At 39.5% G+C, this 15,133-nt stretch carries 15 protein-coding genes and 1 pseudogene; 8 read left to right on the top strand and 8 right to left on the bottom strand.

Annotated elements, in window-relative coordinates:
- Positions 1 to 53 precede the first annotated feature (53 nt).
- The gene (gene alr, locus ACTJJQ_RS01325; protein ID WP_440599887.1) at positions 54 to 1,235 is read left to right on the top strand and encodes an alanine racemase; all 1,182 of its coding nucleotides are present in this window, start codon (positions 54 to 56) and stop codon (positions 1,233 to 1,235) included.
- 74 nt (positions 1,236 to 1,309) lie between these two features.
- Here the strand turns inward: alr and ACTJJQ_RS01320 are convergent, their stop codons facing one another.
- The gene (locus ACTJJQ_RS01320; protein ID WP_346394716.1) at positions 1,310 to 2,323 is read right to left on the bottom strand and encodes an NAD(P)-dependent alcohol dehydrogenase; all 1,014 of its coding nucleotides are present in this window, start codon (positions 2,321 to 2,323) and stop codon (positions 1,310 to 1,312) included.
- A gap of 297 nt (positions 2,324 to 2,620) precedes the next feature.
- On the opposite strand from ACTJJQ_RS01320, the gene ACTJJQ_RS01315 reads away from it, so the two are divergent.
- From ACTJJQ_RS01315 to hag (ACTJJQ_RS01300), 4 genes are all read left to right on the top strand, one after another.
- On the top strand, positions 2,621 to 3,235 hold the full coding sequence (locus ACTJJQ_RS01315; RefSeq protein WP_058213846.1) for a TetR/AcrR family transcriptional regulator: 615 nt from the start codon (positions 2,621 to 2,623) through the stop codon (positions 3,233 to 3,235).
- A 133-nt stretch (positions 3,236 to 3,368) separates the two neighbouring features.
- Positions 3,369 to 4,889, top strand: a complete 1,521-nt coding sequence (locus ACTJJQ_RS01310; protein ID WP_217967324.1) for a Kelch repeat-containing protein — start codon at positions 3,369 to 3,371, stop codon at positions 4,887 to 4,889.
- A gap of 225 nt (positions 4,890 to 5,114) precedes the next feature.
- A complete protein-coding gene (hag, locus tag ACTJJQ_RS01305) occupies positions 5,115 to 6,020 on the top strand; it encodes a flagellin Hag (protein WP_138825599.1) in 906 nt (301 codons plus the stop codon).
- A 294-nt stretch (positions 6,021 to 6,314) separates the two neighbouring features.
- Entirely contained in the window at positions 6,315 to 7,235 is a 921-nt protein-coding gene (hag, locus tag ACTJJQ_RS01300; RefSeq protein WP_041092274.1) for a flagellin Hag, read from the top strand.
- 32 nt (positions 7,236 to 7,267) lie between these two features.
- Here hag (ACTJJQ_RS01300) and ACTJJQ_RS01295 read toward each other — a convergent pair whose 3' ends face one another.
- Positions 7,268 to 8,737 (bottom strand): NAD(P)/FAD-dependent oxidoreductase, encoded by a 1,470-nt coding sequence (locus ACTJJQ_RS01295; protein ID WP_217967323.1) that lies wholly within the window; start codon positions 8,735 to 8,737, stop codon positions 7,268 to 7,270.
- A 220-nt stretch (positions 8,738 to 8,957) separates the two neighbouring features.
- Between ACTJJQ_RS01295 and ACTJJQ_RS01290 the strand changes: the two are divergent.
- Positions 8,958 to 9,781: pseudogene (locus ACTJJQ_RS01290) on the top strand (methyl-accepting chemotaxis protein).
- A 39-nt stretch (positions 9,782 to 9,820) separates the two neighbouring features.
- Here ACTJJQ_RS01290 and ACTJJQ_RS01285 read toward each other — a convergent pair.
- Positions 9,821 to 10,192: a DUF5412 domain-containing protein gene (locus tag ACTJJQ_RS01285; RefSeq protein ID WP_017359605.1), complete on the bottom strand. Its 372-nt coding sequence runs from the start codon at positions 10,190 to 10,192 to the stop codon at positions 9,821 to 9,823.
- A gap of 244 nt (positions 10,193 to 10,436) precedes the next feature.
- Between ACTJJQ_RS01285 and ACTJJQ_RS01280 the strand changes: the two genes are divergently transcribed.
- A complete protein-coding gene (locus ACTJJQ_RS01280) occupies positions 10,437 to 11,060 on the top strand; it encodes a poly-gamma-glutamate hydrolase family protein (RefSeq protein ID WP_024719586.1) in 624 nt (207 codons plus the stop codon).
- Here ACTJJQ_RS01280 and ACTJJQ_RS01275 read toward each other — a convergent pair.
- Entirely contained in the window at positions 11,051 to 11,635 is a 585-nt protein-coding gene (locus ACTJJQ_RS01275; RefSeq protein WP_008346294.1) for an ImmA/IrrE family metallo-endopeptidase, read from the bottom strand. The genes ACTJJQ_RS01280 and ACTJJQ_RS01275 overlap by 10 nt on opposite strands.
- A 311-nt stretch (positions 11,636 to 11,946) precedes the next feature.
- Between ACTJJQ_RS01275 and ACTJJQ_RS01270 the strand changes: the two genes are divergently transcribed.
- On the top strand, positions 11,947 to 12,846 hold the full coding sequence (locus ACTJJQ_RS01270; protein ID WP_440599886.1) for an N-acetylmuramoyl-L-alanine amidase: 900 nt from the start codon (positions 11,947 to 11,949) through the stop codon (positions 12,844 to 12,846).
- Here ACTJJQ_RS01270 and ACTJJQ_RS01265 read toward each other — a convergent pair.
- From ACTJJQ_RS01265 to ACTJJQ_RS01250, 4 genes are all read right to left on the bottom strand, one after another.
- Positions 12,835 to 12,966: a hypothetical protein gene (locus tag ACTJJQ_RS01265; RefSeq protein ID WP_255290884.1), complete on the bottom strand. Its 132-nt coding sequence runs from the start codon at positions 12,964 to 12,966 to the stop codon at positions 12,835 to 12,837. The two genes, ACTJJQ_RS01270 and ACTJJQ_RS01265, sit on opposite strands and share 12 nt — an antisense overlap.
- A 99-nt stretch (positions 12,967 to 13,065) precedes the next feature.
- Complete coding sequence (locus ACTJJQ_RS01260) at positions 13,066 to 13,242, bottom strand: type II toxin-antitoxin system SpoIISB family antitoxin (protein WP_008346289.1); 177 nt, start codon at positions 13,240 to 13,242, stop codon at positions 13,066 to 13,068.
- The gene (locus ACTJJQ_RS01255; protein WP_017359599.1) at positions 13,211 to 13,981 is read right to left on the bottom strand and encodes a type II toxin-antitoxin system SpoIISA family toxin; all 771 of its coding nucleotides are present in this window, start codon (positions 13,979 to 13,981) and stop codon (positions 13,211 to 13,213) included. The genes ACTJJQ_RS01260 and ACTJJQ_RS01255 overlap by 32 nt, the downstream gene beginning before the upstream one ends.
- 146 nt (positions 13,982 to 14,127) lie before the next feature.
- Positions 14,128 to 15,126, bottom strand: a complete 999-nt coding sequence (locus tag ACTJJQ_RS01250; protein WP_017359158.1) for an inorganic phosphate transporter — start codon at positions 15,124 to 15,126, stop codon at positions 14,128 to 14,130.
- Between the last annotated feature and the right edge of the window lie 7 nt (positions 15,127 to 15,133).

The following is a 15,133-nucleotide window of genomic DNA, read 5'->3' as shown; positions in this document are numbered from 1 at the left end:
ACGAAAACGAACATTGATATTGAAATGACTCATGTGATGAGGAGGAAACATACATGCAAAAGCTTTGCAGGGAAGTCTGGATCGAAGTCAATCTTGATGCGATTAAAAGAAATATCGAAGCGATTCAAGCGCATATTCCAAGAAAAAGTAAGATCATGGCTGTCGTGAAGGCGAATGCTTATGGACACGGTTCAGTGGAGGTAGCGCGGCAGGCACTAGAAAGCGGTGCGACAGAACTTGCAGTTGCTAGCTTAGAGGAAGGCATTGTGCTGCGAAGAGCAAAAATTGAAGCGCCAATTTTGGTTCTTGGATTTACCCCGCTCGACTGTGTGAAAAGGGCTGCGGCCTGGAGAATTGATCTATCTGGCCTTCGTGAAGACTGGATTGCTCAAGCAAATGAGATCTTAGCTGAAGAAGAAAGCCAGCGCCGGCTTGGGATTCATGTCAATGTTGACACAGGGATGGGGCGATTAGGTGTACGGACAAAGGAAGAGCTGTTAGCGGTGGTGAAGGCGCTTGAAAAGAGTGAAAACCTGAGGTGGGATGGAATATTTACGCATTTCTCCACTGCGGATGAGCCTGATCCTGATTTTACGTTGCTTCAGCACAGCATCTTCATTGATTTCCTTCGGTTTTTGAAAGAAGAAGGGATCAAACTGCCGACCGTACATATGAACAATACAGCTGCTTCGATTGCGTTTCCTGAATTTAGTGCCGATATGATCCGGCTTGGTATCGGACTTTATGGATTGTATCCCTCGCAATACATTGAAAGCTTAGACGCTGTTCAGCTAGAGCCCTCTCTCAGTTTAAAAGCAAGGATTGCGTTCGTGAAGAAAATGGTGACAAAGCCAAGAACGGTCAGCTATGGGGCAACCTATGTGGCAAAGCCTGACGAAGTCATTGCGACCATACCGATTGGTTATGCAGATGGGTACTCACGTGCTTTATCCAATCGAGGGTTTATGCTTTTCCGCGGAGAACGAATGCCAATTGCGGGCCGAGTCACAATGGATATGACGATGATCAGCTTAGGAGAGATGAAAGCAAAGCAAGGCGAGGAAGTCGTCATTTATGGCCGTCAAAAGGGCGGAGAAATTTCTGTTGATGAAATTGCTGAAATGCTCAATACGATTAACTATGAAGTCATTGCAACATTAAGCCGCCGTGTTCCAAGGTTTTATCGTCGAGGCGGGAAGATTATTAAAATATCGACGCCGGTGATGTATGTGTGAAGGTAAGGACAGCATGAAATTGCAAAAATCCCCCTTTATAAAGGGGGATTTTGAGTTTCACGTCTTATTTCGGCTTAAGCTCGATACTCTTTATCTAAAATAAGAATTGGTTTAATCGTAGATCCATTTTTAGAATCTTCAAAAGCTTGTTCAATCTCTTCTAATTCGTAGAATTTTGCTAGTTTCTCAACTGGGAATTGTCCATTTTTAAAGAACTTGACTAGTTGAGGAACGGCATCGCCTTCTATCACACCTTTTAACGTGAGCGCATTGAGCATGAGATCATTGGTCACATTAAACGTTAAATCGCGCTTTCCTACTGCTACTGTTGCACAAGTTCCTTTGACACGCAGGCAGTGAAGGGCAGCTAGCGTGACTTCTGGTACTCCAGTTGTTTCAAATGAGTAATGTGCCCCTTTTCCTTCTGTGATTTTCTTCACTTTTTCAGCTGGGTTCTCATGTTTACTGTTGATGACATGTGTTGCACCTAATTCTTTTGCTAGTTCAAGGCGGCTATCATGGATATCAACGGCAATAATCGGATCACAGCCTGCAATTTTTGCTGCCATTAACCCACTTAAACCAACAGCGCCTGTACCGAACACAACAAAGCTTGTACCTGGAGCTGGAGCAAGTGAATTTAAGACAGTACCGCTCCCAGTCATTAAGCCGCAACCGAATGGTCCTAAATAACGTAAATCAGTTTCTTTGTCTACTTTCACCACATTTTTCTCATCAACCGTTGCATATGTACCAAATGACGATTGACCAAAAAATTGTGATACATCTTGATGATCATGTGTATGGATAGGCGTTTCATTATGTTTATTACGACCAGAAAAATTCAGTGGAATCATGTTTTCACATCCACCAGCGTTCCCGCCAAGACAATTATGGCAATGACCGCAATAAGCGAAACCTAGTACAACGTGGTCCCCTTCTTGAACGGTTGTGACATTAGAACCTGCTTTTACGACAATGCCAGAGCCTTCATGTCCTAATAAAGCAGGACGTGGGACAGGAAGCGTGCCATCTAATACAGTGGCATCCGTATGACAAACACCAGATGCAACGATTTTGACAAGCACTTCATCTGCTTTTGGATCATCTAGTAATAGTGTTTGTTTCTCGAAATCTTTTTCATTTGTGTGACCATCGCTTGAATTTCCATATCATGTGCCCTCACTTTTTGTATAGTATGATATTCTGAAGAAAGGTTAGATCAAATGTCACAAAAAATTCATTTCTTTATGACTAAGTTGATTGTAGGACGAAAGATTTTCCGTTTCAATCAGCAAAAAATCTTTTTTGTATAGGTTTTCAACACAAATAAATTTATGTATATCTAATCAACATTTATTAAAAAGTGTCTAAAGGAGGGGCCCATGATCAAAAAAGAGGATCGCCGTGTTGAGCGAACAAAAGAAACACTTCGTCAAACATTCAAAATACTAGTAAAAGAAAAAGGATATTCGCACGTAAAAGTGAAGGATATTGTGGAAAAGGCAAACTATAATCGGACGACGTTTTATGTGCATTATGAAAGTAAAGATGAATTAGCAGCAGATGTTATTCACCGGGAAATGGTCGATTTCGAATATGAATTTTGTAAGCCGACTCGTGAAAATCCACTGTTGGATTTAACTCGCATGAAACCAGAGGGCACCGATGTATTTCAATATATCGTTGAAAATCGCGACTATTATGATTTATTAGTGATGGAAGACCGAATTCCCCACATACAAGAACAATTGCTTAAGAAAATACAATATATTTTCCAAAATAGAATGTCGTTTGTGAGTGATCAGTATGCAGAAATCAACGACAGTTATTTTGTCCAATATCGTTCATATGGCATCTTTGGTTTTATCATTGAATGGATCAGAAATGACTACAATGCATCTCCCTCAGAAATGGCACGACGTATTATCAATTTATTATATATTCAATCCTCACTTATGATTCAGTTGAAAGATGAAGAAGCGATTATGAAAAGGTAATGCTTAGGCCGCATCTCTAGCCCACAACATTTTGAATGTATATAAAGTTTTATTTAAAACTTCTTTAAATTGTAAACTTTGTAAAAAATAGAACGATAAAAGGAGGGAACATAACGAGTTGGAGGAATAGAAAATGAAAAAAAGGTTTTTATTATTTATCACGGTACTCCTATTAATGAGTATTCTTAGTCCATTTAAAGCAAATGCAGAAAATTCAATTGGATGGACGAAACGAGCTGATTTACCAGAAGAACGTATTAATGCTGGTGTGGGAGTCGTTGATGGGAAAATTTATGTATTTGGTGGAGCAAGTGAAAAAAATAAGTTGAATAACCAAACATTTATGTATGATCCAAAAAAAGATGTTTGGGAAGAGAAAGCCAGTATGCCAAGAAATAGAACAGGCGGTACTTACGCTACTGTAGGTAAAAAAATCTATCTAATAGGTGGAATTAATGAAGAGACAGAAGTAGCTTATAACACTATAGATATTTATGATGCAGAACTTGATCAGTGGGCTGAAGAGCCGATTCGAATTCCAAGAGAGCCGGTTTTTTCAGCTTATAGTAAAGGAACTTTACAAGCAGTTGCAGTGAAAGAGAAGATATATATTGTATCTTCAAAAAACTCATATAAGAATAATGTCTATGAATACAATACAATCTCTGGTGAATGGAAGAGCTTGAACTCATCGGGTTTACCATCTCGGAATGGGAGAGCCATTTCTGCAATTGACGGAAATATATATGTTGCAGGTGGCGAAAATTCGATAGGGCATAGTAGAGAAAAGTATTTGTTTCAGTATGATATTTCAACAGATACTTGGAAGAGATTAATTGATGTTCAGTTAACATCTTATACATATGAACCCTCCTATGAAACTTACAACGGCAAGTTCTTGATTATTGGTGGGCAATTATATGGTGATAGTTCAAAAAATATGGTAAACAAAGTTCAGATTTTCAATCCAAAAGATGGCCAATTTAAAAATTCAGCATATGATTTACCAGAAGGTAGAGTATCAGCTGTCGCAGCAATTGTTGATGACCAATTGTATGTCATTGGCGGACGTAACTATTCGGAATCTATGAGACATCTTTCTGTGAAAAGTGATTACAGATCCGTGATTTCTATTTCATTAAAAGACTTACAAGTGACTGAGGATGAAACAAAGCCAGATGATGGGATAGCAGAAGACCCAAAGGATCAAGATGGGACACAGCCAGGTGATGGCACAACGGAAGATCCAAAAGACCACGATGGAACAAATCCCGGTGACGGAACAACGGAAGAACCAAAAGATCAAGATGGAACAAACCCTGGTGATGGGTCAACGGGAGAACCAAAAGATCAGGACGGAACAAAGCCAGATGACGGAACAACGGGAGAACCAAAAGATCAAGACGGAACAAAACCCGGAGAAGAAACTTCGAAAGGTATACTTTCTATTACCATGATCAATGGGTTACAAAAGGATTATCTGCTCTCAATGAAAGAAATCAACGATTTTCTTAACTGGTATAAAGAAAGAAGCTTTGGAATCGGAATGAACTTTTATGAGATCAATGATGAACACAATAAAGGACCTTTCACAAGTAAGAAAGATTACGTGGTGTACCAAAATATCTTAATGTTTGATATCAAGCAATATTGATAAAATGAAAGCTGCTGATAATAGATTAGCAGCTTTTTTTATTTTACATTATTGTTAAAATTAGGATGAACATCATAAAAAAATAAGATATTTTTTTAAAAATCTGCTAAACATCCCATAACCACGTCCGATAATAGAATTGTCAGGGTTGATAAGCCCTAGAATAAAGGACTTTTTTCAGACAAGGACGTCTGTCAGGTCCCACATACATGGAGGTAATAGGAAATGAGAATTAACCACAATATCGCAGCACTTAACACATTAAACCGTTTGTCTGCAAACAACGGTGCGAGCCAAAAGAACATGGAGAAACTTTCTTCTGGTCTTAAAATCAACCGTGCAGGAGATGATGCAGCAGGTCTTGCAATCTCTGAAAAAATGCGTGGACAAATCCGCGGATTAGAAATGGCTACTAAAAACGCACAAGACGGTATCTCTCTTATCCAAACAGCTGAAGGTGCATTAACTGAAACTCATGCAATTCTTCAACGTGTACGTGAGCTTGTAGTTCAAGCTGGAAACACTGGAACTCAAGATGATACAGATCTTGGTGCTATCCAAGAAGAAATCGATGCACTAGTACAAGAGATTGGAAACGGTTCTGACAAGAATGGTATCTCTGACCGTACAGAATTTAACGGAAAGAAACTACTTGATGGTTCTTTCAGTGCAACTGGAGCAGATCCTAAAAAACTAACTTTCCAAATTGGTGCTAATGGTGCTCAACAGTTATCTGTTCACATCGAAGCAATGTCTGCTGATAAACTTGGTAGCGACCCAGAAGATGCAACAAAAGTTGTTTCTGCACTTAAAGTAACAGATTTCGCAACAATTGAGGCTGATGCTGATGGCGGATATGACTTCCAATTGGCAATCGTAGATGGCGCAATTGAAGCAGTTTCTAAACAACGTTCTAAACTTGGTGCAGTTCAAAACCGTCTAGAGCACACAATCAACAACCTTGGTGCTTCTGGTGAAAACTTAACAGCTGCTGAGTCTCGTATCCGTGACGTTGACATGGCGAAAGAAATGAGTGAGTTCACTAAGAACAACATTCTTTCTCAAGCTTCTCAAGCAATGCTTGCACAAGCGAACCAACAGCCACAAAACGTACTTCAATTACTACGTTAATGAAAGGCCCCTTAATGGGGCTTTTTTTTATGCTCTTTTTTCTTCGCTTTTTCTCCTTCTCTTCACTTGTGATTCTTTAATCCCTCTATTAAATCATGAAAAACGACCTTTAAATTTGGCATACTCTAGCGAAACGATCATATTGAATGAGACTTTTCCCTTATTTATTCCTTTTTTGTTAAACATATTCCATTAAAGTTCGATAAATGGATTGTAAGGCTTACGGAAAAATTCTAATTTAGAACTTTTAGACATGGATGTCTAATTGGTTCAAACACATGGAGGTCATTTAATATGAGAATTAACCACAATATCGCAGCACTTAACACATTGAATCGTCTTTCTACTAACAACGGTTCAAGCCAAAAGAACATGGAGAAACTTTCTTCTGGTCTTCGCATTAATCGCGCAGGGGATGACGCAGCAGGTCTTGCGATCTCTGAAAAAATGAGAAGTCAAATCCGTGGTCTAGAAATGGCTACTAAAAACTCTCAAGATGGTATCTCTCTTATTCAAACGGCTGAAGGCGCATTGACTGAATCTCATGCGATACTTCAACGTATTCGTGAGCTAGTTGTTCAAGCTGGGAACACAGGTACACAGCAGGAAGAAGATTTAGCATCCATTCAAGATGAAATCTCAAACTTGCAAGATGAGATTACAAGTATTTCTACTCGTACAGAGTTTAACGGGAAGAAATTATTAGATGGAACTTATTCGTCTAAGGGTGCTGATGACGGTGGTGAGGCACAAAGCCTTGTATTCCAAATCGGTGCAAACGCAACACAACAAATTACACTTAACATCGAAAACATGGGTGCTTCAGTTTTAGGTACAGATGGGACGGCTGAAGGTGAAGATGGAGCCGGTTCTGTTGCTGGAATCGATGTGACAAAATTTATTAGTGCAAGTGGTGAAGATGGCGAGGAAGCTGCTGGATTTGATGCACAACTTGGTATTATTGAAACAGCTATTAAGCAAGTGTCTGCTCAGCGATCTAAGCTTGGTGCAGTCCAAAACCGTCTAGAGCACACAATCAACAACCTTAGTGCTTCTGCTGAAAACTTAACAGCTGCTGAGTCTCGTATTCGTGACGTTGATATGGCGAAAGAAATGAGTGAGTTCACAAAGAACAACATTCTTTCTCAAGCTTCTCAAGCTATGCTTGCACAAGCGAACCAACAGCCACAAAACGTACTTCAATTATTACGTTAATTAAAAGCCCCCGTTGAGGGGCTTTTTTTATGTTAGTTTGATTTTAGCAATTGATGTAATTGAAAGTCTGGAACAGCTTCATAGAAGAAAGCTCGATTTAATTCATCATTCTTTTGATCCCACCTATGCCACCAGTGGCCGACCTCACCAGTGGAGTCAGCTTGAATCATGTCTTGCAGCTGCTCTAGGTTGATGATTTTTCTCGGTTCTATTAAGAACGAATGCATACGATGATAAGCCTCAAGGCATTTAGGTTGTTTTGTTTGAACGGCATATTGTACATAATAATTGAAAAATTCTTGTACAAATGTCAGATGGGGAATGGGGGTTCCTTTTAATTCAACGCCTTCCCAAGCCATATCCGCAATTGCACAAAGCCACCAGCCAAGCTCATTGGCGTGCTGCATTTGTTGTAAGGTATGCCGTTCAAAAGAAATAAGCCCATCTTCTTGTGCTTGTTTGAGCATACGCTCAAGTGTCTGTGCCTCAAGAGCTGCCTTTGTCATTCCCTGACCATGTATTGGATCTAATGTGCATAAGGCATCACCCATGACCAATAAGCCGCTTGGCCAATCTTCCATTTGTTCATAGTGGTTTCTGACACAAGCCGGAACTCTAAATCCTTTTGGTTTCGTATAGGGAATTAAATGAGTGATGGCTTCTGCTATCGAGGGATTGGTCAGCCTAGCGGTCTCTACATCAAACTGATCAGCGTCCGTTGTTGGATAATGAGAGCCGCCAGCTGCAGAGAGAAGAACCGCTGCTAAATCATGATCTACTCGTTCAAACAGTCCTGTTGGAATTTTTTTATTTGGCTGTCCAACGATGACCATTGGTTCTAGGTTCGGTGCCTCAGATGGTATTTGGTAGTATCTCGTGCTATAGCCAAGAGACACGATTAGCTCATCTGTCTGAGGCAAGGTTCGTCCTGCGCTTTTCAGCCATTTTGGCAATTTAGACATTCTTCCAGACGTATCAATGACTATGTCCGCACTCATTTTGTTGATGATTCCAGGCTTTATCCTCCGATCTTTGACCTGTAATCCACTCACTTTAGTCGTTTCTTCTTCAAAAAGAAGAGCGATCGCTTCATGTTTTTCTAAAAATTGAACACGATCCTCACGTAACATTCTTTGCATCAGCACCCACTCTAGCATGGCACGTCGTGTGACAGCTGTTTCTTCAGTATCGGTGAGTACTAACTCGCCATCTTTTGTCATAAATCGAGATGTCTGATGCCATGTGTTGTACCCGCCCATTTCGAGTAATTCTTTTGTATAACCAGGAAATAGACGTTCCACGATTTGTTTGCCTAGTGGCAACATTCTATGTGGATGAAAAGCTTGAGGCGTGCCAAGACGATTTTCAGGAGCGTCTGGCAATTCGTCCTTTTCAATAATCAATACTTCAAGGTAAAAACTTGATAAAACCTTTGCAGCGAGCATTCCCGTTATTCCGCCTCCGATGACGATCGCCCGCTCATACTTCATGGGTTGTGTCACAACATGCGCCTCCAGTGAATATATCAAATGGTTACATGACCATTTCATCATATGTTGATTTTCTAAGTATAGCAAATTCTCGTTTTTTTGAATATAGAAAGGAATTGTCATACTTTTTACTCGTAAATATAAAAAAACTTCAATCTTGATCATTAATTTTAAAAAATAATAATCAAATTTAAGAGGAATGACCGATAAATACATTAAGGGGGTAGAGGGAATGGATATACTACAGAGTATTGTAACCGCAGCACCATATATGATGAAGATTTTAAAAGATGAAGTGACGATGGGGGTCATTGATCGAGAAAAATTCTTGCTGTATTTGCCATCAAAAGATGTGGATTTTCAAATACGGACAGGAGATCCCATTAAACCAGATGATCAGAATATGAAAAATGCGCTTAGAGGCGAAACATCAAGTACATTTGTACCTGAATCGGTGTATGGGACCCTTTAAATGCAATGGGATTGCCGATTTTCGATGAAAATCACCAAGTCATTGGTGCAATTGCTTTAGGTTTTCCACTTAAAAATCAAATAGAACTTGAGGCGTATATGGAGTCATTGAATGACATCATTCAAAGTATTCAAGAAAAGGTACATGTGGTGGCGGCTCATTCAGAAGAGCTCTCTGCGACAAGTGAGGAAATGACATTCCAAACACAGCAAACACTTGAAAGCTCGAAAAAAACTTCAGATATTACAAAAATGATCAAAGGTATCTCTAAGCAAACGAGTTTGCTAGGGTTGAATGCTTCAATTGAAGCGGCCAGGGCAGGGAAAGAGGGAGCGGGTTTTAGTGTGGTAGCGAGCGAGGTTCAAAAGCTCTCAAGCGAAACCTCACGTGCAACAGAAAACATAGAAAGCTCATTGCAAGGGATTTCCTCTAATATACATACATTACTTGAGAGTATGGGCCATATGAAAGGGTCATCTTCAGAACAGGCTTTATTAGTGACGGAGTTTAGTGAAATTGTAGACAGGTTGACGACGGTTAGCAAAGAAATGAAAGAATTTATGCAAAAGGTGATGTCAACGTAAAAAACGAATCCAAAAAGGGTTCGTTTTTTTGCTGGCTCGTTATTTTCTATTTTTCTGATCAAAGCGATAATCGTATGTTTCACCTTTGACCACATTTAAAAACTCATGTCCAATTTGAACGAGCTGTGCATTTTCCCATTTGATCAGAGGATCTTTATCAGGGTACTTCCAGTAGATTGTTTTTTTGTGGTGGGTGAGTTTGTTTTCAATTTCTGCTCTGACCGCATTCTCTTTTAGCTTTCCTCCGCTATGTCGATATGTGTTAATGGTATAGGTTCCATCAGGTGATGATATCGAGCGAATGAATGTGCCGTGAGACACGCCTTGAAGAGAGAAGCATTTCCAGTAAATAATTCCGGCGAAGCTAAGACATAAGATGGCAAGGATGATGGTGGTTTTCTTTTTAAACATGAATTCCTCCAGGTGTAGATCGCAATATTCTAATATATGAGAGAGATTACAAAAAGATTCATATAGTCCAAAAGTTCTATTCATTTCAATTATCGGTCATTTTTTCTCAACATTCAACAGTTAGCCCGTAAAGATAAGGAAAATTTAAGGATGCATTCAGATCACACTGGTTATTCGAAAACACTTTACAAAAGAATTTGCGATCAGTAGACTTATGCTCATATAGAGAAATGGGGCAGATGGAATGAATCAAATCATAGATACGTATCAAAATTATGAAGAGCTTTCCGCTCATGAAAGAAAAGGGATCGACTATCAAATTCTTCATCAGCGGAAAGGGGATCAGCTTCTCGTCCTGTCACCTCATGCGGGAGGAATTGAATCTGGCGTGAGCGAGCTGGTCCATGAAGTAGCAACCGATTATTCTATGTATTTATTCGAGGGCCTTAAAGTGAAAGGCAATCATGTTCTTCATATTACGAGCACACGTTTTGATGAGCCGATTTGTCTTTCTCAAGTGCATACACATCATTATACGTTTGCACTCCACGGCTATGGAGAAACAGACGTCCTACAAACTTTAGTTGGCGGTACCGACAGGGAAAAAGCTGCTGAAACAGTGAAGTATCTCACACAAAATGGCTTCCATGCCTTACTTTTATCTGAATCGGATCAATTTGCTGGAACACATCCTCAAAATATTAATAATCAATGCCTCACAGGAAAAAGTGTTCAAATTGAAATTAGCCAAGCTCAGAGAAGAGCTTTCTTTCAAGACTTTAGGCGGAGCCGTAGGCGTGATACACAAACCGAACAATTTTATCAATACACAAATGTACTGAAACAAGTGTTAAGCCTTTATGAATAAACTTCTGACGTCACGTGTGCTGACGCTTTTGTTTGATACGCAGCTTCATTTTCTGCGACCTTGCCGGCTCTCATTAAATAAGAAGTAAATTCTTTTTGAAATTGAATGCCGGCTCTTCGCTGTTCAAATAGAGCAAGCCGTTTTTCAGCAAAAGCCCGAGTGACATGAAATGTTTGAGCAATATGCAAAATGGCTTGCTGCCTAAGGTTTGGGAGCGTCATTTGCAGCAGCATAAAAGTCGGAACACAAAAGTGATACATGAATTGTTTTGCTTGAAACTCTTGCAGTTCTCGAAAGAGCTTGTGCATGTTAAAGTGGTTGCCTGTATGCTTTAGCACATGACAAAGCTCGTGGGCGAAATCCTGCCACTGTTCTTCTGACGATAAGGCTCTGTTTAAAATAATACTGTAAAGACCTTGATGTTTGATCATCATGCTGCCAGTATCCTCGTAGTGTACCCATACATGAAATTCAGCTGCGATCCTATGCATGTCTACATAGGCAGGACCGCTTATTTGCAGTTGAGTGTATAACCGTTTAATATCTTCTTCTAAATGGGTTAAAAAATAAGTCATGTCAAAACCTCCATACAAACGTATGTTCTATTTTTGCCGTAAAAGAAAAGTCCATATAGGACTAAATGGCTAATAAAGCTATCGCTTACTTTTTATATCGGCTTATTTTTAACAATTTTAACATAAAATCAAAGAAAATTGGAAGTTTTTCCTGTTTTTTATTCTAATTTTTTATTTTTTACAAAGATAAAACGGCGATTGAATTCAAATTTTACCATAGTCTTATGACGAAAACAAACAAATTTGTCTTACGTTTGCCACCGATTGATGAGCAAGATCAAACATCAATTTAACAAAAAGGAGTGCAAAACATGGTACAAATTTATAAAGATTTTATTCCAGTTGGAAACGGAAATCGGCCAGGATATGCTATGACGCCGCTTTATGTAACTGTGCATAACACAGCCAATACATCTAAGGGATCTGACGCAAAAAGTCACGCGGCATATGTCAAACGCTCAACAACAGAGGTAAGCTGGCACTTTACAGTGGATGACAAGGAAATTTTTCAGCATCTCCCTTTAAATGAAAATGGATGGCATGCTGGGGATGGACATGGAGATGGCAACCGAAAATCGATTGGCATTGAAATTTGTGAAAATGAGGATGGAAACTTTCAACAAGCTGTCAAACATGCCCAGTGGCTTATTCAAAAGCTTTTAAAAGAACATGGCATTCCATTAGCAAATGTGGTGACGCATCAGCATTGGTCAGGAAAAACATGTCCACGTCTGCTACTAGCTACATGGGATGAATTTAAAAGAGGAATTGAGACTGCAGGTGATCCGGAAACGGTTATCACATATGTGGTGAAAAGCGGGGATACGCTAACGAGTATTGCCAAAGCCCATGGTGTCACAGTGAGTGATTTACAGACATGGAATCAGATTAGTGACCCCAACATGATTCGAGTTGGACAAGTTCTCAAGATTTATCATGCAGAAGAAAAGCTCAGTTATGAACTTCCGGATGGGGTGTTAAAGGTGACATCACCTCTGACAAAAGGGGAGCATGTACGTCTCGTCCAAAAAGCGCTTGCTGCTGTGTATTTTTATCCTGACAAAACAGCTGTAGATAAGGGCATTGATGGCGTTTATGGGGAAAAAACAGCCAATGCCGTCGCGCGATTTCAACTGATGAATGGTCTAACAAGTGATGGAGTATACGGTCCTAAAACAAAAGTGAAGTTGCTTCAACTATTAAATCAGTGAGTCTTTCTTTTTGGCCGCTTGAATGACGGCTTCACTTTTTTCATGTAATCGGCAGACATAAGGGGATGGCTTAAATTCAGCAAACTGAACATACCTCAATTGTTTAAGTTTCTTTTTCATATTGGCACCTCAATCGTTGCAGCAGTTGGTTTTATTGTATGCAAGTAGATGTGAAAACGGAAGTAGGACGCGGATGAAGTTCCGCGTCCTTTAGTGTAATCAAGCTTTTTTATTTTTATACTCATCTAGGAGCTGTTCATTCTTTTTGAAAATACGCTCCGTATGGGGACTTACTTTGTAATCAGCCATACTAATATGGCGCTTTTTCTTTAAAATCTTAAATGGGTTTTTCTTGCGATTGTTATTATCCCCTTGAAGTGCGTGTTCCATCTTCATCACCTTCCTCTTCGTCAGGCAAGATTAGGTCATAAATCGTTGTAAGTGAAGTCATTAATAAATAGTCGAATTCAGTGACAATTTCCTCAGAGGTCAGCTTAATCACAAAGTGTGCATCCGCTACTGAAAACGGGATGAGAACCAATTTGCCGAAATCATCGTAATACACTTCCTGCCTGTCAAGCTTTGCTTGAATGAGCGCTCTCTGATCAAGTGTCCGCAGCAGGTCATCTTTTTGCTCCTGCGTATCATAAGGACAAAGAACTGCTTGAATATTCATTTTTTCTGCAAAAGAATAGATCAGTCGTTCAATTCCCTCTATATAAGCTTCTATACTTCCATAATATACATGGATCGGTTCGTTTTTCAATAGGTATTGGTACGTTTTTAGTTTATTGAGGTAAGAATGAAGCAGGTCGTTATTTTGTTCTAGGAGTTGATGGGTGTCAGTTTCAAGTTCATGATTTCCGAGTTTTTTAATATAGGAGCTGAGGAAAATAAAGGCATCAGTTAATGCGAAAAAAACAGCAATAATCAGGTAGTGCATCCAATCGGTGAAGATTGAAGCAGGGTCATTTGTCCAGTACACAACAGCACCTGCTACATAAATCCAATACCACGTTTTACGAATTGCAAACATCTTTTCTTTTACTTTTTGTTCAAAGCGCCATACCGCAAATACATATACAGCAAGAGCACCTAGCAATAACCAAACAGTCAATTGAAAAAATAATAGCATGTTCTTCTCTCCCATAGACAGATGGATACTTATTTATTTCTATGGATATGATTGGAAACCCTGCTTCATGAAAAAATGGCTTGCAGAAAAAGAGCATTTGAGCATGCAAACAAATAAAAAAAGACCTGTTAGACAGGTCTTTGATATTAGAGAATCGCATTTAACACAAAGTATATAAGTGCCCCTAGAGTTCCCGAAATCGGTAATGTGATCACCCAAGTGACAAGCATACGTTTTGCCGTACCCCAGTTGACTCCTTTTACTCTATGTGCAGATCCTACACCTAGAATAGAAGATGAGATCACGTGAGTGGTACTAACCGGTAAGTGAATAAATGTTGCACCGAAGATAATAGCTGCACCCGTTAAGTCTGCAGATACTCCGTTTACTGGACGAATCTTCATGATTTTACCGCCGACTGTTTTAATAATCTTCCAGCCGCCAATAGACGTACCTAGTCCCATTGCAAGCGCACAAGAGAATTGTACCCAGAAAGGAATGTCGTCTGTTGTATGCAAATTACCTGCAATTAAAGCCATCGTAATAATTCCCATCGCTTTTTGCGCATCGTTTGTTCCGTGGGTATACGATTGCAGTGCAGCCGTTAAAATTTGAACACGTCGGAATTGTTTATTTGTTTTTGCGAGATTGTTATTTCGGAATATAATTTTGATAATGGTATACACGATATATCCCAAAACAAAAGCCAGGATAGGTGAAAGCAAAAGTGCTTGAATGATTTTAATGAATCCCGAATAGTTTAAAGCGCCAAAACCAGCAGAGGCAATAACAGCTCCTGCAATTGATCCGATCAGTGCGTGTGAAGAACTACTCGGAATCCCGTAATACCAAGTAAGCAAGTTCCAAGTTATCGCTGCAATTAAAGCAGCCAAAATGACGACAGATCCGTTTTGAAGTGTAAAAGGATCTGCGATGTCTTTTGTAATGGACTTTGCCACACCTGTAAATGTCATTGCTCCTAAGAAGTTCATAAACGCTGCCATAATAATAGCATGTCTAGGCTTTAACGCCTTTGTTGAAACAGAAGTAGCAATGGCATTTGCTGTATCGTGGAATCCGTTAATGAAATCAAAAGCAAGTGCACAAATGACAATAAGTATGGTAAGGATGAGTAATGTATCCATGTTTAAC

It is taken from the genome of Bacillus sp. 22483 (assembly GCF_052044605.1).
In the GTDB taxonomy this organism is placed as follows: Bacteria; Bacillota; Bacilli; order Bacillales; family Bacillaceae; genus Bacillus; species Bacillus altitudinis.
This window is presented reverse-complemented; position numbering and strand designations above follow the sequence as displayed.